Source organism: Salinilacihabitans rarus, from assembly GCF_024296665.1.
Classification (GTDB): domain Archaea; phylum Halobacteriota; class Halobacteria; order Halobacteriales; family Natrialbaceae; genus Salinilacihabitans; species Salinilacihabitans rarus.
The window spans coordinates 822,691-843,989 of the sequence record NZ_CP100762.1 but is presented as its reverse complement, the minus strand read 5'-3'; the positions used below and the strand labels follow the sequence as shown (position 1 = coordinate 843,989).

The following is a 21,299-nucleotide window of genomic DNA, read 5'->3' as shown; positions in this document are numbered from 1 at the left end:
CGGCGGTGGCGAACGACTACCATGAGCGAGCCCATCGAATCGACGTTGATACCGACGGACGGCAGTACGGGAGCGCTCGCCGGAGCGAACGTCGGGGTCGCACTCGCCTCGCGGATCGGCGCCGACGTGCACGTTCTCTCGGTCGTGGGGCCACGAAACGGCCCGGTCGAGTCCGACGACGCGGTGCGCTCGTCGCTCGAAGAGGGCGCGGAAGAAGCGGTCGAGGCGGTCGCGAACGCGGCGCGAAACTACGACGAGGAACTGGACGTCACGACCGCGGTCAGGTGGGGGACCCCGTTCCAGGCGATCAGGGAGTACGCCGTCCGCCGCGAAATCGACGTCATCGCCATGGGAACGAAGGGCCGAACGGGGCTCGACAGGGTGCTCCTCGGGAGCGTCACCGAGAACGTTCTCAGGACGGCGCGAACGCCCGTCCTCGCCGTTCCCCCGGACGCGGGCGTTTCCGAACCCGGGGAGGTCGCGCTCGAACGGCTGCTCCTGCCGACGGACGGCAGCGACGGGGCCGCGATCGCGACCGAGTGGGGGATCGCTCTGGCGACCCGGCTGGAATCGATGGTCCACGCGGTGTACTCCGTCGACACGAGCCGCCTCTCCGGGGACCGGGCGCCGGAGGACCTGATTCGCGCGCTCGAACGCCACGGCAAAGCGGCGCTCGAGGCGGTACGGGAGCGCGCCGAGGAGGCTGACGTCGGCGTCTCCGAATCCATCGCGACCGGGCCGCCGGCGCGGGTGGTCCTCGCGTACGCGAGCGACCGCGACGCCGATCTGATCGTCATGGGGACCCACGGGCAGACGGGGATCGGGCAGTGGTTCCTCGGGAGCGTCACCGAAAACGTCGTCCGGGGGGCCGACGTTCCGGTGTTTTGCGTTCCCGTGAGCGCCGCGTCCCCGTGACGGCCGCGTCGGGTCGACGACGCCGCGGCGATCACTCCGACGGGACGCCGGGAATCCGGGTGTACGCGCCGGTCATCGCGTCGTACAGGTCGATCCCGCCGAGCGTGGCTCCCTCGTCGACGACCGCCGCGTCCCCGAGCGGGAAGAGCGTCTTCGGGGTCGATTCCCATGACCTCGGTGGTAAACCTTACACGCGGGTACCGACCGGCGGGGACGGACGACCCTCGCGGCCGGACCACCGGCCAGCGTTAACCCGCTGGGTATGGGAGTCGGTCGTGCCATGTCACCCGACGCGGGTTTCGAATCCGACGTGCGGGCGCTGGACGGGCTGTCGGTGTTCGTCGCGTACAACGCGAACGTGGACGCGATCGTTCGGGTCGACGACGAACTGGCGTCGTCCCTCGAACGACCCGCCGCGCCCGGGGTGGAGCCGCCCCCGAGTCGGCTGGATTCGACGCGGGACCTCGCCGCGGGGATCACGCACGCGATGGCGGCCGGACGGGGCGACGAAGCCGCGATGACGGACGCGTTCGCCGGCAGGATCGAGTCGAAGCTGGAACCCGACAGCCGGCGGATGGGCGGGCAGACGGGGATCATGACCGACCTCGCCGCAACGCTGGGGGCGTCGCCGGTCGCGTACACCTACTTGCTGTCGGACCGCCAGCGATCGCTGTTTCGGCGTCCCGAGGCGGTGCGGTATCCGCGCGTCGAGGACGGCCGGGTGCGGTTCGTTCCGCTCGCCGACGCCCCCACCGCCGAGCGAACGAAGACGAACTGGGTGTTCGAGTTCACCGTCGGCGACGAACTCTTCGGCGTTCGCGCGACCGAGAACGGGCGGTTCATCGCGGCGTCGAGGCCGCCGGAGTTCGACCTGCGCGCCGGCGACCTCGACGCGCACGCCGATCAGGTCGGCGAGGTAGTCGACGGGGCGTTGCTGGCGGGGTACCACAACCTCGTCCCCGAGCACCACGACTACGCGCGGGCGCACCGGCACGCGCGGGACGTCGTCCGCCGGCTGCGATCCGGCGGCGACCTCCACGTCCACGTCGAGTACGCCGTCACGCACGACGACGACCTCAGGGCGAGCATCTACGAGCGGATCCTCCCCGAGGCGAACGTCGTCGGCACGGACACCCGCGAACTCGCCCTCCTCCACGACGACGCCGACCTCGACGTGACCGGGGCCGAGCCGACCGAAGAGACGCCGTTCGAAGCGAGCGAGATCGTCACCCACTACCGGATGCTCTCCGCGCTGCGGGACGCCCTCGGCGTCGACTGCATTCGAGTCCACGCGATGCAGTACCACCTCGCGGTGATGGACTCGTACCTCCCTCCGGAGGCGGTCCGACGCGGACTGGCGTTCGCCGCCGTCAACGCCGCGACCAAGGCGGCCCGCGGCGACGTCGCGGCTCCCGAGGACCTCGCGACGGGGGCGACGTACGAGCCGTCGGCGAAGGGACGGGAGGCGATCGAACTCCTCGCGGACCACGTCGGCGCGACGACCGACGACGGCGCGCTCCGGACGCCGACGGTCGTCGCCTGTCCCAACCGCGTCGTCGACGATCCCGCGAGGACGGTCGGCATCGGCGACGTCGTGTCGGCGTCGAGTTTCCTCCTCGAACTGGCCGTCGCCGACGACATCGGGCCGGGGTCGTGAGCGGGTCGTCGCACCCGCGGCGACCGGGGCGGGACGGAGACGCGGTCGCTCACCGGGCGGCGGGCGCTCACGGGGCGTCGTGGGGCCACGACAGGATCTCGTCGTAATCGCCCGGGACGACGGGGCCGTCGAGGAGCGGATCGTCGGTCTCGGCCATCCGCTCGTAGAGTCGCCTCGAAAGGTCGCGTCTGATCCCCTGATAGCGGGGTTCGTGGACGACGTCGTCGTCCTCCTGGGGCGCGTCCCGGAGAGGAACCCGTCGGAGAGAGAATAATGAGGCTGGATCCCGTCAGTCGACCGTGTCCGTCCGGATCCGAACCGCGCACCACACAACGGACCAGACACGCATGACGAGACCGGGAGAACACGAACGACGCCCGTTCTACGCGTGCGAAACGTGTGGCGTCGTCTACGCACGGGTGGACCCTCCGCCCGAGTGTGGACTCTGTGAGAGTCGGCAGTTCGTCAGAGTGAGCCCCGAGGACGTCTCGCTCTGAGACGGAGCGGCGGGACCGCGAACGGGTCGCCGGGACCGAACGGCCGCTTCACTCGCGAACCCGGCCGATGTACTCCCAGTGGAGGCGGGTCTCCCCGTTCACGTGGGGCTCCTCGCGGACGTGGTAGAGGTACCTGTTCGCCGCGTCGTCGTCGGATTCGTTCTCGCCGGTCAGTCGCACGACGACTTCGGTGTATCCCGGCCGCTCCTCGGCGCGAACGATCTCCTCGCCGGGCCCCACTTCGAGTCGGTCGGTCACGGTCGAGTGGACCTCCTGGCGGCGGGCCTGCGCGTAGTCGATCACCGCGCGCAGTTCCGCCTCGTTGAGGTCGTCGATGGTCTCGCGTACGTCGTCCGGCAGCGTCTGCTCCGCCGCCGACGCGTCGACGTCGTCGGGCATACCCCCACGTTGGGAAGCCGCCGTCTTAGGTGCCGCGCCGATTCCCGGCCGGCGGTCGTCGGGCGGACGGGGAAGACGATACGTTTTCAACGGAACCGCGTCAACCACGTCCGTATGTACATCATCGTCGTCGGGGCGGGCGACATCGGCAGACCGCTCATCGACATCGCGACCAGTTCGGGAAACGAGGTGGTCGTCATCGAGAACGACGAGCAGCGGGCCGACCGGATCGCCGACAGCTACGACTGTCTGGTCCTCAACGCGGACGCGACGATCAAGGGGACACTCGAGGACGCCGGCATCGAGCGGGCCGACGCCATCGTCACGACGACCGACAAGGACGCGACGAACATCATGATCTGCCTGCTGGCGAAGGAGTTCGAGGTCCCGAGCATCGTCTCGGTCGTCCACAACCCGGAGCACATGGCGCTGTACCAGCAGATCGACGTCAACATCATGGAGAACCCGCAGGAACTCATCGCCGAGCACCTGTTCAGGGCGGTCGACCGCCCCGCGATCGTCGACTACATGCGGATCACCGAGGACGCCGAGGTGTTCGAGATTTCCGTCGCCGAGGGCGCCCCGATCGCCGACAAGACGCTCACCGAGGCGGCCGCAGCGGGGATCGTCCCCGACGACGTCCTGATCGTGGCCGTCGAGCGCGAGGAGGCCGAGACGCCGATCACCCCGAAGGGGAACACGAGGATTCACCCCGGGGACCTCGTCACGGTCTACTCGGCGTTCGGCGCCGATCCGCAACTCACCGCACAGTTCGGCCGGTAACGATGGCGGGACTCGCGTCGTCGGGAGAAACGACCGCGCCGCCGGGCCCCGGCGGGTCGCGCGCGGAACGTCTCTTTCGGCGTGTATATAATGGGGGCGGACCCACGAGTTCAGCATGAAGGAGGCGACGAAGACGATCGCGCGGGACGTCGGCCGGATCCTGCAGGCGCTGGCCGGCCTGATGTTCGCCTCGGCGCTCGTCTCGCTCGCGTGGGGCGAGTACTACGCCGTCCCCGCGATGGTCGCCGCGGGCCTGCTGCCGTTCGCGCTGGGGCGGACCCTCGCGAACGCGTTCCGCGAGGCCGCCGATCCCGGCAAACTCCACGGCATGATCATCGCCGCGCTGGGCTGGTTCTCGGTCGCCGTCTTCGGTTCGCTCCCGTTCCTGTTTATCGCGTGGACGGCCGAACTCGCGCTCGCGCCGGCCGTCCTCGGCGCGCCGGCGCGGACGGGCACGCTCGCGGCGTTTACCAGCCCGCTCAACGCGCTGTTCGAGAGCATGAGCGGGTTCACCGGGACCGGACTGACGATGGTCGACGACGAGGCGGTGCTCCCGCGGACGCTCCAGTGGTGGCGGACGTTCAGCGAGTGGGTCGGCGGCGTGGGCGTGATCGTCCTCACGACGGCGATCCTCGCACGGCCCGGCAGCGGGTCGCTGACCCTCTACGAGAGCGAGGCGCGGTCGGACCGGATCCACCCCAGCATCGTCTCGACGGTCCAGACCATCTGGTGGATCTTCATCCTCTTTACGTTCGTCGCGATCCTCCTGCTGTGGCTCGCCGGGATGCCCATCTGGGACGCGATCAACCACGCGATGACCGGCCTCTCGACCGGCGGCTTCTCGGTCACCGACGAGTCGATCGCCACCTACGACAGCGCCGTCATCGACTTCACGCTGGTGCCCGTGATGCTGGCCGGCAGCATCGCCTTTCCCGTCCACTACCTCATCCTCCGGGGCGACCTGCGGAACCTCTACCGCGACCTCCAGACCCGGTGGGTGTTCATCTACATGAGCGCGGGATCGCTGCTGCTCTGGGCGCTGGTCTACACCAGCGGGACGTACGACTCGCCGTTCGAGGCGTTCCGGTACGGCCTCTTCCAGTTCGTCTCGGCGGCCACCTGCACGGGCTTTCAGACCGCCGTCGACGCGACCAACGTCGCGCTCGGGCGGTGGCCGGCGCAGGCCCAACTGACGGTCACGTTCGCGATGGTGATCGGCGCGGCGGCCGGGTCGACCGTCGGCGGGATCAAACTGATCCGGGCGCTCACGCTCATGCGGGGCATCCAGCACCGGATCTCGGACGTGTTCTACCCGAAGACCGCCGTTCGCCGCCTGAAGATCAACGGCCGCCGCCTCTCCGAGGAGGAGGCCGCCCGCGAGATCGAGGAGGCGGCGATCATCGCCGTCCTCTGGTTCGTCTTCCTCGTCGTCGGCGTGTTCGTCCTCCTCGCTGCCCTCCCGGCCGGCGAGTACTCCCTCGAAAACGTCTTCTTCGAGGTGGCGAGCGCGCAGGGCAACGTCGGCCTCTCCGCCGGCATCACCGGTCCCGAGACGCTCCCGACGGCGGGCAAGGTGATGTTCCTGTTCAACATGTGGATCGGCCGTCTCGAGATCATCCCCGTGCTGGTCACGCTGCGGTCGCTGTTCCGCCGCGGAGGGGTGTACCGATGAGGGCCCGACTGTCGCTGGTCGTCGACTGGGTGTCCGAGACGGGCCCCAACGACCCCGTCTTCGACTCGCTCCTGCTGACCGGCCCGCTCGTCGTCGCCCTCGTCGTCGTCCTCGGGCGCTCGCCGATCACCACCGCCGTCGCCGCCGCCTACGTCGGCTTCTTCGCCGCGTACGTCCCGTACAAGGCGCTCCAGTGACGGGCCGCGGCCCTCGCGAACGCCCGCCGGCGAGGGGCGGGCCGGCACCCGGCGGAGACGCTAACTGCGCGGGCGCCGAAGCCCTCGCCATGGACGTCGCGATCGTCACCGTCGGCGACGAACTCCTCGCGGGCGAGACGACGAACACGAACGCCTCGTGGCTCGCCGCGCGGATCGCGGAGCGCGGCGGCACCGTCCGCCGCATCCTGACGATCCCGGACGACCGCGACCTGATCGCCGAGACCGTCCGCGAGTGGCGCGCGGCGTTCGACGCCGTGATCGTCACCGGCGGCCTCGGGGCGACGCCGGACGACGTGACGGTCGAGGCCGTCGCGGCGGCCCTCGACCGCGACCTCGAGGTCCGGCCCGCGGTGCGCGACCGCCTCGAGGAGAAGGCCGCCCGCCTCCGCGAGGAGCGACCCGAGTTGTTCGCGGACCACGACCTCGAACTGGACCTCGACCGCGGGGCCACGCTCCCGGCCGGCGCGCGGGCGCTGCTCACCGAGAGCGGCTGGGCGCCGGGCTGTGTCGTCGAGAACGTCTACGTCTTCGCCGGCTTCCCCGACGAGATGCGCGAGATGTTCGACCGGGTGTCCGAGGCGTTCGCCGGCGACGTCGTCTCGAAGTCGCTGCTGACCGCGACCCCCGAGGGCGCGCTCGGGGCGGTGCTGGCGGGCGCGCCGGAGCGGTTCGACGTCTCCCTCGGAAGTTACCCGACGAAGGGCGACGCGCCGGGGCGGATCCGGGTCTCGGGCACCGACGAGGCCGAGGTCGACGCCGCGCTGGCGTGGATCCGCGAGCGGGTCACGCCGGCGGACGAGGCGGAGCGGCCGGAGGAAGGCGACGCGACCGGCGAGTGACCGGTCGGATCGTCTGAATGTCAGCCGACCGTGACGTTTCGACCCGTTCCGGAAAACACTTGTCGGGGTCGGCGGAAGGCGGTCGCATGACGGAACGCTACCGGTCCCCGATTCCCCTCCCCAGCGGCGCCGCGGCGGGCGTCGCGGCGTGGACGCTCGGCTACCTCGTCACGTACCTCGCGACGGTCGACGACCTCCGGGCGGACTGGCGGACGGACCTGCTCGCGTTCCTCACGGACGAGGCGACCGACTGGAAGCTGGTCGGCTGGGTCTTCTACAACGCCCACGCCGTCGACGTGCAGGTGCCGGGCTTTCTCGGCGGGTCGCCGTCGAGCGCCAACTACGTCGCGGCCGACGACGGCTCGCTGTGGCTGCTCGCCTTGTTGCCGCCGGCGCTGCTCCTCGTCGCCGGCTTCGCGGTCGCGCGGGTTCGCCGCGCCGAGTTCGAGACGGTCGCGGACGCCGCCGTCGCGGGCGCGACGGTCTGTCTCGGCTACGTCGTCCTCGCCGTGGTCGGCGTCGTCGCGTTCGGCGTGACCGTCGACGCCGGCGTCATCCGGCCCGACCCGATCCCGGCCGTCCTGCTCGCCGGCGTCGTCTACCCGCTCGTCTTCGGCGCGATGGGCGGCGTGCTCGCGACGGCGATAGACTAGAGTTTCCGGGCGACCATCTCGCCCCAGCCCTCGAAGCCGTGGCGGCGGTAGAACGCCCGCGCGCGCTCGTTCTCCTCGTCGACGTCGAGCACCAGTCGGTCGAGCGGCAGGTCCTGCTCCCGCGCGACCGAGAGCGCGGCCTCCAGCAGGTCGTCGGCGACGCCGGTCCCGCGGCGGGGCTCGCGGACGAACAGTTCGTTCAGGATCGCCGCGTCCCAGACGTACGACAGCGACTCCGGGAGGACGAAGACGTAGCCGACGAGGTCGTCCCCCGACTCGGCGAGGGTGACCGCCCGCGGCTCCTCGGCGACACAGCGGTCGACCCATTCGAGGTAGCCCGCGCGGTAGTCGTCGGTCAGTTTGTCCTCGTAGGTCCGTGCCTTCTCGTCGCCGCCGGTGCCCGCGCCGAGGCCGAGTTCGAACGCCCGCTTGAGGGCCCACAGCCCCTCGCGGTCGGCGTCGGGATCGTACGGTCGAATCTCGTACTCCGCGTCCATGGTCGGCGTTTCCCTCGCGGGGTCGTGGTTCTGTCGGTCGCCCCGGCTCAGTTGCGCCGCTCCTCGAAGAGTCGGACGAGGACGGTCACGAAGCCGGCGACCGTGAGGACGAACCGCTCGCCGCCGTTGGCGATGGGGAAGATCCGCTCGACGTCCTCGGGCGGGTCGTCGCGGGTGGGGTCGAAGCCCGTCGAGTAGTGGACGTCGGCGGTCGTCCCGCGGACGGTCGACTCCGAGACGGCGGTCCCGCCCGCGCCGGACTCGAACTCGACGAACGTCTGGACGAGTCCGCGCTGGTCGCTGTAGAGCAGTTCCCCCGAGAGGTCGTAGAAGCGGTCGTGCAGCGGCCAGAAGAGGTTGACGCCGTTGAAGAAGGCGTCGAGCAGGACGTGCGCGAACAACAGGGTCGCGAGGGTCACCCAGACGATACGGCGCCCGCGCGTGCCCCACCGCCCGAGGACGACCGACGCCTCGCGCAGTCGGCAGTCCCACCACAGCAACGCGGCGGGGACGAGGACGATCCAGAGGTTGTGGAAGGCGGCGCGGTGGGTTCCCGGGACGTAGATCCCGACGAGCGTGTCGAGGTCGACGACGGCGCAGGCGGCCATCACGACGGCGACGGCCTTCGCGTCGAACTCCTCGCCGAGGAGGGCGGTGCCCATCATCCCGGCGAGGGCGACGTGGACCACGGTTGACGGCATACCCGACCGCCTAGGCGTGGATCCCCTTGACTGTTCGTGCGTCCGACCGGTTCGCGCGACCCGGCGCGTCTCCGGTAGCTACTTGAGCGGACCGGGCGACCCCCCGGTATGGGCGGACGTGGACCGAAGGAGGAACTCGCCGAGAAGATCGCCGGCGAGATCACTCTCAGCGACGACCCGGGGGCGACGTTGCGCAAGTGGCGCACCGACTTCGACGTCTCCCAGACCGACCTCGCGAACGAACTCGGCGTCTCCTCGTCGGTGATCTCCGACTACGAGAGCGGCCGCCGGGAGAGCCCCGGCATCGGCGTCGTCGGGCGCCTCGTCGAGGGCCTGCTCGCGATCGACGAGCGCCGCGGCGGCGACCGCATCCGCCAGTACGGCCGCGTCCTCTCGGCGGGGTTCGAGAGCGACGTGGTCTACGACCTCCGCGAGTACGCCACGTCGATCCGCCTCGGCCGCCTCTACGACGCGATCGACGCGACCGAGATCACCCGCGGCGACACCGACCGGGTCAGCGGCCACACCGTCGTCGACAGCGTCCGGGCGATCACGAAGCTGTCGAGCGAGGAGTTCTTCCGGCTCTACGGCCAGAGCACGAACCGCGCGCTCGTGTTCACGAGCGTCACCCGCGGGGAGTCGGTGGCCGTCGCCCTCCGGGTCGTCAACCCGACGCCGAACGCCGTCGTCCTCCACGGGATCGAGGAGGAGTCGCTGTGGGAACACGCCCCCGACCTCGCGCGCATCGACGGCTACTCGCTGTCGCTGACGACGGCGCCGCTCGAAGACGTACTCGACGAGTTGGTTCGGCTGGAGTGAAGAGGGCGAGCGGCCGCGACGGGCGCTCAGGCGATCTGGTCCTCGTACTCGTCGGCCGAGAGGAGGTCCGCCAGTTCCGACTCGTCGGCGGGGTCGATTTCGAGCATCCACCCGTCGCCGAAGGGGTCGTCGTTGACGAGTTCCGGCGAGTCGAACAGCGCCTCGTTGACGCCGACGACCTCGCCGCTTACGGGCGCGTAGAGGTCCGAGACCGCCTTGATCGACTCGATGACGCCGAACTCCTCGTCGGCGGCGACGTCGTCGCCCTCGTCGGGGAGTTCGACGAAGACCACGTCGCCGAGTTCGTCCTGTGCGAACTCGGTGATGCCGACGCGGACGACGTCGTCGGTCTCCAGTGCCCACTCGTGCGATTCCATGTACCGTCGGTCCTCGGGAACGTCGAAGCTCATTATACTGTTTCGATGAAGGGGATCGTTTCAACTCTTGCCTTTTTCGACTGGCCGCGGACGACGACGCGCAGGGTCGTTCCGGGCTCTGCGTACTCGACCGGGACGTAGCCCATGCCGATCGGCGACCCGAGCGTCGGGCTCATGGTGCCGCTCGTGACGGTGCCGATCACCCGGCCCTCGGTGTTCGTGATGTCGTAGCCGTGGCGCGGGACGCCGCGGTCGATCAGCCGGAAGCCCACGAGTTTCTCTTCGACGCCCTCCTCCTTGACGCGTTCGAGGGCGTCGCGGCCGACGAACTCGGTGTCGAGTTTGACGGTGAAGCCGATGCCGGCCTCGTAGGGGGTCCGCGGGTTCGACTCGCGGTCGAAGTCCTGTCCGGCCAGCAGGTAGCCGGCCTCGATCCGGAGCGTGTCGCGGGCGCCGAGCCCGCAGGGCTGGCAGTCGAACGCCGACCAGACGGTCTCCGCGTCGTTCCACGGGACGACGAACTCGAAGCCGTCCTCGCCGGTGTAGCCCGTGCGGGCGGTCCAGCACTCGACGCCGGCGACGGTGGCGTACCGCGCCTCGAACCGCGAGAGGTCGGTCACCGACCCCTCGGCGGCGTCGGAGACGAGGCCGGTGGCGTCGGGTCCCTGCACCGCGAACATGGCGTACTCGTCGGTGCGGTTGTCGACGGTCGCTTCGAGGCCCCACTCGTTGCGGTAGGAGAGCCAGCGCTCGTGGGTCGCCTCGTCGTTGCCCGCGTTCGGGACGAACAGGTACGCCGGCCGGTCGTCCTCGTCGGGCAGCCGGTAGACGACGGTGTCGTCGACGATGACGCCGTCCTCGTCGGTGATAGCCGCGTACTGGGAGTCGCCGACGTCGAGGGCCGTCACGTCGTTCGTGGTGAGCCGCCCCATCAGCGTCGTCGCGTCCGGACCCGTGACGTGGATCTCGCCCATGTGCGAGACGTCGAAGATGCCGGCGGCCGACCGGACGGCCTCGTGTTCCTCGCGGATCGAGTCGAACTCGACGGGCATGTCCCAGCCGCCGAACTCGGTGAACTTCGCCCCCCGGTCGGCGTGTAACCCGCGCAACGGCGGCGTCTGCAGCGGCATACTCGGACCGACACGCTCGGGGTAGTAAGTTCTTTTCGTCGGTCGCGACATCGAAGGCGCGAGAAACGGCGAGAAGGCGTCGGGTGCCGACGACGGGGTCGCGTCAGCCCTCGTACTCCGTGACCGTCAGATCGTAGCTGCCGCTCCCGCTGTAGGAGTCGACGAGGATGTAGAGGTCGGTCGACGTGTCGGGGTAGTCGATCACGACCTCCTCCTGGCTGTCCCACGAGTAGGAGGCGTAGTCGTAGTCGTAGGTCGACGGGCACTGGGCCCGACCCTCGTTGACGTAGAGGTCGAAGTCGGCGCCGGCCGGCCCGGAGAGTTCGACGACGACCTGACTCGGGGTGTCGAAGGTCCAGGCGTACGACCAGCAGTCGCTGTCGTAGGAACTGGACAGCGAGTCCTGGACGGTGGTCGTCTCCTCGCCTGGGTCGTCGGGGTCGTCGCCGCCGCCGTCGCCGGGGTCGGTGTTGACCGCGTTGTCGGCGTCGACGCGGCCCGAACCCTGCTCGTCGCTCGAGAGGCCGACGTCGACGGCGGTGTTTTTCAGGTGCTGGCGCAGTTCCTCGTTCGAGAGCCCGGAGTGAGCCGAGAGCGCGAGGCCGGCGACGCCGGCGACGACCGGCGAGGCCATCGACGTGCCCGAGAGTTCCTCGTAGCCGTCGAACGGCACCGTCGAGAGCACGTTACTGCCCGGCGCGGCGAGTTCGATCTCGGGGCCGACGTTGGAGTACGACGCGAGGCTCTCGGTCTCGTCGAGCGCCGAGACCGCGACGACCGTGTCGTACGCCGCCGGGTAGGAGACGCTGCCGCCGTAGTCGTTGCCCGCGGCGGCGACGAGCAGCGAACCGGCGTCGTAGGCGTACTGGCAGGCGTTGGCCATCGTGTCCGAGTAGCCCCCGCCGCCCAGCGACATGTTGATGACCTCGGCGCCCTGGTCGGCGGACCACTGGATCGCGTCGGCGATGTCCGACAACGAACCGCCGCCGCTCTCGTCGAGGGCGCGCGCCGAGAGCATCGAACAGTTCGAGATGCCGGCGTGGCCCTCGCCGTCGTCGGTCCCGCCGGCGGCGATGCCGCCGACGTGGGTGCCGTGGTTCTCGTCGGCGTTGACCGGGTAGGGGTCGCCGTCGTCGTCGGCGAAGTCCCGGCCGTAGTTCGAGACGCTGCCGTCCATGTTCTCCGCGAGGTTGGGGTGGTCGTACTGGATCCCCTGGTCGATGACGGAGATGGTGACCCCGGAGTCGCCGAGGGTGGTGTCCCACGCGCCCTCGCAGTTGACCTGCTGGGGCGCGTACTGCTCGCTGTACCGCGGATCGTTCGGGACGTAGAACGCCTCGACGGTCGCGTTCTCCTCCGCGTACTCGACGTGCTTCTCCTTGCGGACGTTGCGCTTGAAGTCCTCGCGAGCCTGCGTCGAGGCGTCCGACGGGACCTTCACCGCGGCGTACCCGAGGGTCTCGTTCGTGTGGACGATTTCGGCGTTCGACGGAATCGCTCCCGCCACCGCCGCCTCGGTGCTCGTAGCCGACGCCGAGACGCCGACGAGGATCTCGTCTTTCTTCGGTCCGGGGTCCCGTCCCGGCGTCGCCGAGACCGTCCCGCTGAACCCGAGGAAGGCGCCGAGGGCGCCCGCGGCTTTCAGTACGCTTCGCCTGTCTACGTTACCCGTGGTGTCCTCTGACATAGGACGCCAGAATCGATCACGAACTGGTATTAAACCGTTACTAAACGTTGTGAAATTTAATGTCGAGTTCCCGACAGCTATGAGTATCGGTTTCGAGAGAACGTCTCTGCCGAATCCTCGGTTCGCCGCTCGCGGAGAATCCCGTCGCTTCGAGCCCCGGTAAACGATTGTTAGATTTAATAATTTCCGGAAGTAATTCCCGAAACGTGGGGCGGCCCGGCCGCCGGCGGGCGAATCGCGGCGCGATTCGTCACACCTATCCCGGACTCGGTGTAAGCCGGCGTATGTTCGACCGCGTTCGCGCCCGTCTCGCCCCCGAGAGCGCCGATCGCACGGTCGGCCTCGTCGTCGACGGGCCGAACGTGCTCCGCGACGAGTTCGACGTCGACCTCGACGACCTGCGCCGCGTCGCCCGCGAGTTCGGCCGGGTCGGCGTCATCAGACTCTACCTGAACGAGCACGCCACCCCGGGGCTCGTGCAGGCGGCCGAGGCCCGCGGCTTCGAGGTCGTGGTCACCAGCGGCGACGTCGACGTGAAACTCGCCGTCGACGCGACCGCGCTGGTCGCCGAGGGGACGGTCGACGTCCTCGCGGTCGCCTCCCGCGACACCGACTTCAAGCCCGTCCTCGAGTACGCGGGCCGGGCCGGCGTCGCGACCGTCGCGATCGCCCCCGGCGCGTACGGCCGCTCGGACGCCCTGCGGAACGCGGCCGACGAGGCGGTCACCCTGGAATCGTGAGTCGCGAGTCGGAGCCTTTTCCCCCGCCGACCGCCCAGTGGCGCGTATGATCGACGTCGACACGCCGGTGCTCGACGACCACCTCCACCTCGACCCGGACCGCGGGAACGGGCTGGCGGCCGTGACGGACTTCGCGCGCGTGGGCGGGACCCACCTGCTGGTCGTGAACAAACCCTCGTGGCACCTCGGGGTCGAGGCCGAGGAGGGCGAGGACTTCCGGCCCGTCTTCGAGCGGACGATCGAGATCGTCGAGGAGGCGTCCGCCGAACTCCCCGGGCGCGCGTGGCCGGTGCTCGGCGTCCACCCCGGGCTGATCTCGCGGCTGGTCGACGAGCGCGGCTACGACCCCGACGAGGCCCGCGAGATCATGCAGGGTGGGATCGACGTCGCCGCGGCGTACGTCGAGCGCGGGGAGGCGCTCGCGCTGAAGTCCGGTCGACCCCACTACGAGGTCGACGACGCCGTCTGGGACGCCTCGAACGCGGTCATGCGCCGGGCGTTCGAGCGCGGCGCCGAACTCGACTGCGCGGTGCAACTGCACGCCGAGGCGGGCGAGGACATGACCGAGGTGGCCGACTGGGCCGCGGCGGCCGGGATGGAACCCCACCGCGTCGTCAAACACTACGCCGGCGGCCGCCTCGCCGGGCCGACGCCGAGCGTGATGAGCGAGAAGGATCGCCTGCGCGTGGCCGCCGAGCGCGGCGAGCCGTTCCTGATGGAGACGGACTTCGTCGACGACCCCGACCGGCCGGGCGCGGTGTTGGGACCGAAGACGGTGCCACGGCGGGTCGCCTGGCTGCTGGAGGAGGGCCACGAGGAGGCGGTCCGGAACGCACACGTCGAGACGCCCCGGCGCGTGTACGGGATCGACACCGAGGCGACGCTCGACCGTGAAACCGCGCGACGTGACGGACGATAGCGCGCCGACGGGTTCGGGCGCGTACGGGTAGAGAAAGGCATTTCAAGCGGCCGGTGTAGGTTGCTGTATGAGCAATCCCCCCACCGAGTTCTACTCGGCAGAACGGTGGCAGAACTGGATCGACCGGATCGACGACGAGGAGATCGATCCGGAAGACGAGTCGTCTGCGCGCCTGCTGTTGAATCTCCAGGACGACACGGCGATCGCGGTCGCCAAGATCGTCGCCGCCTACGAGGACGGGGAACTCGACCGGGAGGAAGCCCTCGACGAACTCGCCGACGTCCGCGAGATCGTTCTCTCGGAAGTCGACATCGACGACGAGGAGAAGCGAATGCTCGTCGACGGGGTCCAGACGAGCCTCGTCTGCGTCTTCGTCGCCGCCGAGGAGTACGTCGCCAGCGGCCCGGCCGAGGAGGGGAGCGTCCGGGACTTCGTCGGCGCGGCCGCCGACGCCGAGGCCGAGGAGGACTTAGACGCCGCGCTCAGCTACGCCGCCCAGGCGGGCACGCTGATCATCGACGGCGAGGACCTCGACATGTCCCTCGCCGAGGAACTGGAGTACGGCCTCGTCACCGAGTGGGTCAACGGCCTCGACAGCCTCCAGAGCGCGATGAGCGACCCCGAGGTCGTCGAAGAAGACGAGTAACCGCTCTGTCCCGTTCGATTCTTCTCGATCCGACGCCCCCGAGCGACGGCGCCCGGCGGCCGCCAGCGGGACCGGATCGATAGTTGCCGGCCGTCGTATCCGGAAACGATATACGTCGATCGTCGAAACCGGGAACGACAATACCTTGTAGGTTCTCTCGTATGGTACTGATATGACGGCAGTCGGCATCGACGCGATCGAGGTCTGGACGGGGAACCTGCGGCTGGACCTTCCCGGCACGTTCGCGCCACAGAAGGGCGAGGACCCGGAGAAGTACACGAAAGGACTGGGGCTGAACGCGAGTTCGTTCCCCGATAGTTACGAGGACATCGTCACGATGGCCGCCAACGCGGCCCACCGGCTGATGGACCGGAAAGGGCTCGAACCGGACGACATCGGCCGGATCGACGTCGCGACCGAGAGCGCCTTCGACAACTCGAAGCCGGTTTCGACGTACGTCGCAGGCTGTCTCGAACAGGTGTTCGACGGTGACTTCCACCACGCCAACAAGGGCGAGCGCAAGTTCGCCTGCATCGCCGGCACCCAGAGCCTAGACGACGCCTACAACTGGATCCGCGCGGGGCGCAACCGCGGCCGCGCGGCGCTGGTGATCGCGACCGACACCGCGCTGTACGCCCGCGACGACCCCGGCGAGGCCACCCAGGGCGCCGGCGCGGTCGCCATGCTCATCGACGAGGACCCGGCCCTCGTCGAACTCTCGCCCGAACAGGGGTACGGTTCGGCCGACGAGACCGACTTCCTCAAGCCGAACCAGCAGTTCCCGAGCGTCGACGGCAAGCGCTCGGTGCAGGTCTACCTCGCCCGGATGCGCGAGGCCCTCGAAGACTACGAGAGCGTCGCCGGCGACACCCACCCCGACGACTTCGCGTTCATCCCGTTTCACACCCCGTTCCCGGGGATGGTTCGGAAGGCCGCGCTACTCGGCTACCGGCACATGACCCGCGATACCGCCATCGAGGAGGAACTCGCAGACGAGATCGGCCGCCAGCCCCGCCCCGAGGCGTTCGACGACGACGAGGCCTACCACGACGCCCTGCGGGACTACATGGACGGGCTCAAGGGCACCGACCCCTACCGGGAGTGGTACGCCGAGACGATCGAACCGACGCTGTCGATCGCCCGCGAGGTCGGCAACTGGTACACCGGCTCGGTCCACGTCGCGCGCGCGAGCGCGCTCAAGTCCGCCTTCGAGCGGGGGACCGACCTCGCCGGCGAGACCCTGCTCCTCGGCTCCTACGGCAGCGGCGCGCAGGCGGAGATCCACGCCGAGACCGTCCGGGAAGGCTGGGAGGAGGAGCTCGCTCAGCTCAACGTCGACGAACAGCTCGACTCCCGGTACGAACTCGCCTGGGAGGAGTACGAGGAGATCCACGACGCGCACAACCACGAGATGGACGTCGACATCGAGGAGCTGACGACCCCCGAGGCCGAGTTCGTCTTCGACGGCTGGGGCCGGATGGGCGAGCGCAAGTACCGCTACGTCGAGTAAGCCGGCGATCCTCGAACTCCCGCGTCGCTTCTCTTTTCGACCGCGCCGACCGGGTGCGAAAGAGGTGCGTTCATTACCCCGTGCTCACAAGTACCGCGTAACGTGTCTCGGAACGAAACCCGCGGCCGACTGCGGGCGACCAATAGCGCTATTCGGCCGGGACTCTCTCAGGTACCATGAACGGATCACACGCCACGGGGAGCCCGTACGCTCCCCACACGGACGCTGACGCCGCGGCGATGCTCGATGCGGTCGGGGTCGACTCCGTCGAGGCTCTCTTCGACATCCCCGAGGACGTGCGGTTCGACGACGAGTTCGGCATCGAGGCGCGAAGCGAACGCGAGACCCGTCGGCTCGTGCGCTCGATCCTCGAGCGCAACGACGACCCGACCGAACTGCTCGGCAGGGGCCACTACGGCTACTACGTCCCCTCGCTGGTCGACCACCTCGCGGACCGCTCGGAGTTTCTGACCTCCTACACCCAGTACCAGCCGGAGGTCTCGCAGGGGTTCCTGCAGGCGCTGTTCGAGTACCAGTCGCTGCTCGTCGAGTTGACTGGCCTCGAAGTCGCGAACTGCTCGATGTACGACGCCGCGACGGCGCTCGGCGAGGCCGCGACGCTCGCAGGTCGGATCCGCGACGCGAGCGGCCACCGGGTGCTCGTCCCGGACCTCCTGCTGGAGGGGCGACGCAGCACCCTCGAGAACTACGTCGCCGGCACCGACCTCGTCGTCGAGGAGTACCCCACCAACGACGCGAACGTCGACGTCGCCGCCCTCGAAGCGGCGGTCGACGACGACGTCGTGATGGTCTACGCCGAGAACCCGACGATCAGGGGGACGATCGAGGAGCGCCTCGACGCCGTCGGCGGCCTCGCCGCCGACCACGACGCGCTGTTCGTCCTCGGCTCGGACCCGGTGGCGCTCTCGTTGCTCCAGCGGCCGGTCGACGTCGGCGCCGACGTCGTCGTCGGCGACGCGAGCGTCCTCGGCCTCCCGACGAGCTACGGGATGGGGCTTGGCCTGTTCGCCACGCGCGAGGCGTACCTCCGGCAGGTTCCGGGGCGGCTGGTCGGCGTCGGCGAGGACGCCACCGACCGCCGCGCGTTCACCCTCACGCTGCAGACGCGCGAGCAGCACATCCGCCGCGAGCGCGCGACGAGCAACATCTGCACGAATCAGGCGTGGGTCGCACTCCGGACGGCGATCCACGCCGCCGTCCTCGGCCCGTCGGGGCTGGTCGACCTCGCCAAACGCGGCGTGACCCGCGCCGAGGACCTCGCCGACCGCGTCGACGACGTCGTCGGCGCGATCGCACCCGTCCACGACCGGCGCCACTTCCGCGAGTTCGTCGCCCGCGTCGACCAGCCCGCGCGGGCGATCGCCGACGATCTGGCCGAGCGCGGCTTCGCCGTCCACGTCGTCGGCGACCACGAACTCCAACTCTGCGTCGCGGGGGTGCCGGACGAGGACCTCGACGCGTTCGCCGAGACGTTCGCGGAGGTGGTCCGATGAGCGACGACCGGGCCCGGTACGATCAGGCGCGGTACGTCAGCGACGGCCGCTACGAACCGCTGCTCTCGGAGAAAGACAGCACGCGCGTCGAGATCGACGATGACGACTCGCCGCTGCCCGACGACCTCACCCGCGAGTCGCTCGAACTGCCCGAACTCTCCGAACCGGAACTCGCGCGCCACTACACGCGCCTCTCGCAGATGACCTACGGGATCGACACCGGTCCCTACCCGCTCGGGTCGTGTACGATGAAGTACAACCCGAAGTTCACCGAGGACGTCGCCGCCCTCCCGTCGGCCGCGGTCCACCCCGACCGCCCGGAGGCGTCGATCCAGGGGACCCTCGAACTCATGTACCGGCTGCAGGACTACCTCGGCCGGATCGGCGGGATGGACGCCGTCACCCTCCAGCCGCCGGCGGGTGCCGCCGGCGAGTTCGTGGGCATCCGCGTCGCCGCGGCCTACCACGAGCACAACGGCGAGGGCGACCGGAACGAGGTGATCGTCCCGGAGAGCGCCCACGGGACGAACTTCGCGAGCGCCGCGCTCGGCGGCTACGACGTCGTCTCGCTGCCCAGCGACGACGGCGGCCGGGTCGACCTCGACGCCCTCGAAGCGGCCCTCTCGGAGGACACCGCGGCGCTCATGCTCACCAACCCCAACACGCTGGGGCTGTTCGAGCGCGACATCGCCGAAATCGCCGGGATGGTCCACGACGTCGGCGGCTTGCTCTACTACGACGGGGCGAACCTCAACGCCCTTCTCGGGCGCGCTCGCCCCGGCGACATGGGTTTCGACGTGATGCACTACAACGTCCACAAGACGTTCGCGACGCCCCACGGCGGCGGCGGCCCCGGCGCGGGCCCGGTCGGCGTCGTCGAGGACCTCGCGCCGTTCCTGCCCGCACCCCGCGTGCGCGAAGACGGGCCGAGCGGGAGCGAGACGAGTTACGAACTGTTCGAACCCGAACACACGATCGGCCACGTCCACGGCTTCCACGGCAACTGGCTCGTGCTCGTCAAGACGTTCGCCTACATCGCCCGCCTCGGCGACGAGGGACTGCGCGACGCGAGCGCGAAGGCCGTCCTCAACGCGAACTACCTCGCGAGCCGGATCGACTACGAGGTGCCCTACGAGCCGTTCCACCACGAGTTCGTCGCCAGCGCGGGCGAGCAGGACGCCGCCGACGTCGCAAAGCGGATGCTCGACTACGGCGTCCACCCGCCGACGACGAAGTGGCCCGAGATCGTCCCCGAGGCGCTGATGACCGAACCCACCGAGGTCGAGAGCAAGGAGACCCTCGACCGCCTCGCGGCCGCCTTCCGGGCGGTCGCCGGGGAGGACGACGAGAGCCTCGAGGCCGCGCCCGAGCGGACGACCGCCCGCCGGATCGACCAGACGAGCGCCGCGCGGAACCCGCGGCTCTCCTGGCAGGCGCTCGACGAGGCGTAGGCCGAACCGCTCCCGATCGCCCGTCGTTTTCCGTTCGAGACGTCGTCCGCCGAGACGCCCGTCCGCCGGCGGTTTCACCCCTCGCGGCGCGACCGCGCTCGCGAACCGGGTGGGGTCGCCGGCCGAATTCGTATAGCCGTATGCAGTTTATTCAGGTCGTGGTGAACGCGGGCGACGTCCCCGAAAACCTACGACAGACGTCCCAAGAGATCCGATACGGCCGGTCAGTCCCCCGGTCGACGCGGCCGGCTCGGACGGGCGGCGGCCGTCGACCCGACGGCAGAGCGGGTCGTGCGAGATCGCCGGGGCGCCGGAGAAACCCGTCCTCCGGCCTCGTACCCGGGGGTGAACGCCTCGAAAAGGGTCGTCGATCCGGCGCGTACGCGGGTCGTGTGCGCGGCCGCGAGGAGCGAAACGGGTGGCCGATTACGTGGTGCTCGAGTCGATGCCGTTGATCGTGACGAACCCGTAGTCGCAGTCCGGGCAGTGCCACTTGACCTTCTCGCCGAGGTGCAGGGTCGTGCTCGCGGCGCGGTAGAAGGTCCGCTCGCCGCAGTTGGGGCACTCGTGGTCGAGTTCCAGAGCCATACCCGCCCGTCGTGGCCCGAGCGAGTTTAACGTACTGATTTTCGCGGCCGAGCCACACGGCCGGCGGAAAATAAACCACATTCCGATATACGTAACCGGGCGCGTCGGCCGGCCACGAGTCGACCCACAACCCGTTCGGATCGACACACTCGACGGGGTGGTGACCCGATCACGGTCGAGCGTACTGCCCGGCCGTGAAGGAGCGATGCTGGCTCCGGCACCCGATCCGGAGCAACTCGTCACCGAGTTACGACGGCTCGACTCCCAAACCCAGCGCGGGGCGGCGAACTCGTTTACGGGAGGAAGACGAGGGCCGTTCCGAGGGCCGTACTGCACAGGGACAGCGCGGCGACCGCCCGCGCCATTCTCGACGCACCGGCCACCCACGCGATGCCCACGTTCTTCACCGATTTCCCGGCCACTATCAGAACGACCCCACTCCGGGCGGCGGCCGACGGAATTGCCGGGTCGAACGTATCGAGAGCGGCCATGACGACTGCGACGAGCGCGCCGAACGCCAGCGCCGGACGCACGCGAAACGGCGTGTCGAGTTCGATCGGCGGCAAGTCGTCGGTGCGGACGCGGTGCCACAGGAGGACCGTCACGATGGCACCGACCCCCGTCATGGCGACGAACGGAACCGCCAGCGAGCGCGCGAGCGACGGACTGACGATGCCGACGACGACGAACAGTCGCGGAAACAGGATCGTCGACGCTGTCGCGGCGGCTACCGTGTAGACGGCGGCGAATTCCGGATATCTCCTCGCCTGCTCCGACAGGGACACGATCGCCAAACTCGAGGAGAGACAGCCGCCGACGACCCCGGACAGCCAGATCGCCCGTTTCGGATCGACGACCTTCGACAGGAGATAGCCCAGAAAGCTCAACCCGGCGACGAACGCGACGACCAGCCAGACGTGGCGGGGGTTCACTCCGAACAGGGTGTCGAGTCCCTCGTTCGGAAGCAACGGGAGCACCGTCACGATGCCGAGAAATTTGAACGTGGCCACCAGATCGTCGCGCTCGATCCGCTTCGAGACGATCCGAATCACCGCGGCGATCGGTCCCATGGGGATCCCTCGGCGGT

At 69.5% G+C, this 21,299-nt stretch carries 22 protein-coding genes and 1 pseudogene; 14 read left to right on the top strand and 9 right to left on the bottom strand.

All coding sequences use genetic code 11. The features are described 5' to 3' along the window. The first annotated feature begins 21 nt into the window (after positions 1–21). Both NKG98_RS04485 and NKG98_RS04480 read left to right on the top strand, forming a co-directional pair. On the top strand, positions 22–915 hold the full coding sequence (locus NKG98_RS04485; RefSeq protein WP_254768467.1) for a universal stress protein: 894 nt from the start codon (positions 22–24) through the stop codon (positions 913–915). A gap of 280 nt (positions 916–1,195) precedes the next feature. Next, positions 1,196–2,572: an ADP-dependent glucokinase/phosphofructokinase gene (locus NKG98_RS04480; protein WP_254768466.1), complete on the top strand. Its 1,377-nt coding sequence runs from the start codon at positions 1,196–1,198 to the stop codon at positions 2,570–2,572. Between the two features lie 67 nt (positions 2,573–2,639). Here NKG98_RS04480 and NKG98_RS04475 read toward each other — a convergent pair. Both NKG98_RS04475 and NKG98_RS04470 read right to left on the bottom strand, forming a co-directional pair. Further along, a pseudogene (locus NKG98_RS04475) lies at positions 2,640–2,822 on the bottom strand (sulfatase family protein); the annotation flags it as partial. A gap of 295 nt (positions 2,823–3,117) precedes the next feature. Then, positions 3,118–3,468: a hypothetical protein gene (locus NKG98_RS04470; RefSeq protein WP_254768465.1), complete on the bottom strand. Its 351-nt coding sequence runs from the start codon at positions 3,466–3,468 to the stop codon at positions 3,118–3,120. 114 nt (positions 3,469–3,582) lie between these two features. Between NKG98_RS04470 and NKG98_RS04465 the strand changes: the two genes are divergently transcribed. From NKG98_RS04465 to NKG98_RS04445, 5 genes are all read left to right on the top strand, one after another. After that, positions 3,583–4,251, top strand: coding sequence for a potassium channel family protein (locus tag NKG98_RS04465; RefSeq protein WP_254768464.1), 669 nt, complete (start codon positions 3,583–3,585; stop codon positions 4,249–4,251). Between the two features lie 115 nt (positions 4,252–4,366). After that, positions 4,367–5,923, top strand: a complete 1,557-nt coding sequence (locus tag NKG98_RS04460) for a TrkH family potassium uptake protein (RefSeq protein WP_254768463.1) — start codon at positions 4,367–4,369, stop codon at positions 5,921–5,923. Then, the gene (locus tag NKG98_RS04455; protein ID WP_254768462.1) at positions 5,920–6,120 is read left to right on the top strand and encodes a hypothetical protein; all 201 of its coding nucleotides are present in this window, start codon (positions 5,920–5,922) and stop codon (positions 6,118–6,120) included. The genes NKG98_RS04460 and NKG98_RS04455 overlap by 4 nt, the downstream gene beginning before the upstream one ends. An 89-nt stretch (positions 6,121–6,209) precedes the next feature. After that, on the top strand, positions 6,210–6,980 hold the full coding sequence (locus tag NKG98_RS04450; RefSeq protein ID WP_254768461.1) for a competence/damage-inducible protein A: 771 nt from the start codon (positions 6,210–6,212) through the stop codon (positions 6,978–6,980). Between the two features lie 86 nt (positions 6,981–7,066). Beyond that, the gene (locus NKG98_RS04445; protein ID WP_254768460.1) at positions 7,067–7,633 is read left to right on the top strand and encodes a DUF7978 family protein; all 567 of its coding nucleotides are present in this window, start codon (positions 7,067–7,069) and stop codon (positions 7,631–7,633) included. Here NKG98_RS04445 and NKG98_RS04440 read toward each other — a convergent pair. Both NKG98_RS04440 and NKG98_RS04435 read right to left on the bottom strand, forming a co-directional pair. Continuing rightward, entirely contained in the window at positions 7,630–8,130 is a 501-nt protein-coding gene (locus tag NKG98_RS04440; protein WP_254768459.1) for a GNAT family N-acetyltransferase, read from the bottom strand. The genes NKG98_RS04445 and NKG98_RS04440 overlap by 4 nt on opposite strands. Positions 8,131–8,177: 47 nt before the next feature. Then, positions 8,178–8,831, bottom strand: a complete 654-nt coding sequence (locus NKG98_RS04435) for a metal-dependent hydrolase (RefSeq protein ID WP_254768458.1) — start codon at positions 8,829–8,831, stop codon at positions 8,178–8,180. 108 nt (positions 8,832–8,939) lie between these two features. Between NKG98_RS04435 and NKG98_RS04430 the strand changes: the two genes are divergently transcribed. Continuing rightward, positions 8,940–9,650, top strand: a complete 711-nt coding sequence (locus NKG98_RS04430) for a helix-turn-helix domain-containing protein (RefSeq protein ID WP_254768457.1) — start codon at positions 8,940–8,942, stop codon at positions 9,648–9,650. Between the two features lie 26 nt (positions 9,651–9,676). On the opposite strand, the gene gcvH is transcribed toward NKG98_RS04430, so the two are convergent. From gcvH to NKG98_RS04415, 3 genes are all read right to left on the bottom strand, one after another. Then, complete coding sequence (gcvH, locus tag NKG98_RS04425) at positions 9,677–10,060, bottom strand: glycine cleavage system protein GcvH (RefSeq protein WP_254768456.1); 384 nt, start codon at positions 10,058–10,060, stop codon at positions 9,677–9,679. After that, positions 10,060–11,157 carry a glycine cleavage system aminomethyltransferase GcvT gene (gene gcvT, locus NKG98_RS04420; protein ID WP_254768455.1) on the bottom strand — a complete coding sequence of 366 codons (1,098 nt, stop codon included), beginning with the start codon at positions 11,155–11,157 and terminating at the stop codon, positions 10,060–10,062. Before gcvT ends, gcvH begins: the two co-directional genes overlap by 1 nt. A 103-nt stretch (positions 11,158–11,260) precedes the next feature. Beyond that, a complete protein-coding gene (locus tag NKG98_RS04415; RefSeq protein ID WP_254768454.1) occupies positions 11,261–12,844 on the bottom strand; it encodes a S8 family peptidase in 1,584 nt (527 codons plus the stop codon). Positions 12,845–13,128: 284 nt separating this feature from the next. Here NKG98_RS04415 and NKG98_RS04410 point away from each other — a divergent pair, with 284 nt between their 5' ends. The 6 genes from NKG98_RS04410 to gcvPB all read left to right on the top strand — a co-directional run bounded on the left by NKG98_RS04410 (position 13,129) and on the right by gcvPB (position 19,624). After that, positions 13,129–13,584 (top strand): NYN domain-containing protein, encoded by a 456-nt coding sequence (locus tag NKG98_RS04410; RefSeq protein ID WP_254768453.1) that lies wholly within the window; start codon positions 13,129–13,131, stop codon positions 13,582–13,584. A gap of 46 nt (positions 13,585–13,630) precedes the next feature. After that, positions 13,631–14,503 carry a TatD family hydrolase gene (locus tag NKG98_RS04405; RefSeq protein ID WP_254768452.1) on the top strand — a complete coding sequence of 291 codons (873 nt, stop codon included), beginning with the start codon at positions 13,631–13,633 and terminating at the stop codon, positions 14,501–14,503. A 67-nt stretch (positions 14,504–14,570) separates the two neighbouring features. Beyond that, positions 14,571–15,149 carry a DUF2150 family protein gene (locus NKG98_RS04400; protein WP_254768451.1) on the top strand — a complete coding sequence of 193 codons (579 nt, stop codon included), beginning with the start codon at positions 14,571–14,573 and terminating at the stop codon, positions 15,147–15,149. A gap of 172 nt (positions 15,150–15,321) precedes the next feature. Continuing rightward, positions 15,322–16,659, top strand: a complete 1,338-nt coding sequence (gene hmgB / locus NKG98_RS04395; protein WP_254768450.1) for a hydroxymethylglutaryl-CoA synthase — start codon at positions 15,322–15,324, stop codon at positions 16,657–16,659. Between the two features lie 176 nt (positions 16,660–16,835). Further along, positions 16,836–18,173: an aminomethyl-transferring glycine dehydrogenase subunit GcvPA gene (gene gcvPA / locus NKG98_RS04390; RefSeq protein WP_254768449.1), complete on the top strand. Its 1,338-nt coding sequence runs from the start codon at positions 16,836–16,838 to the stop codon at positions 18,171–18,173. Further along, positions 18,170–19,624 (top strand): aminomethyl-transferring glycine dehydrogenase subunit GcvPB, encoded by a 1,455-nt coding sequence (gene gcvPB, locus NKG98_RS04385; protein ID WP_254768448.1) that lies wholly within the window; start codon positions 18,170–18,172, stop codon positions 19,622–19,624. Before gcvPA ends, gcvPB begins: the two co-directional genes overlap by 4 nt. A 426-nt stretch (positions 19,625–20,050) precedes the next feature. On the opposite strand, the gene NKG98_RS04380 is transcribed toward gcvPB, so the two are convergent. Beyond that, positions 20,051–20,212, bottom strand: coding sequence for a DUF7838 family putative zinc beta-ribbon protein (locus tag NKG98_RS04380; protein ID WP_254768447.1), 162 nt, complete (start codon positions 20,210–20,212; stop codon positions 20,051–20,053). Positions 20,213–20,505: 293 nt separating this feature from the next. Then, a complete protein-coding gene (locus tag NKG98_RS04375) occupies positions 20,506–21,282 on the bottom strand; it encodes a DUF4010 domain-containing protein (RefSeq protein WP_254768446.1) in 777 nt (258 codons plus the stop codon). Between the last annotated feature and the right edge of the window lie 17 nt (positions 21,283–21,299).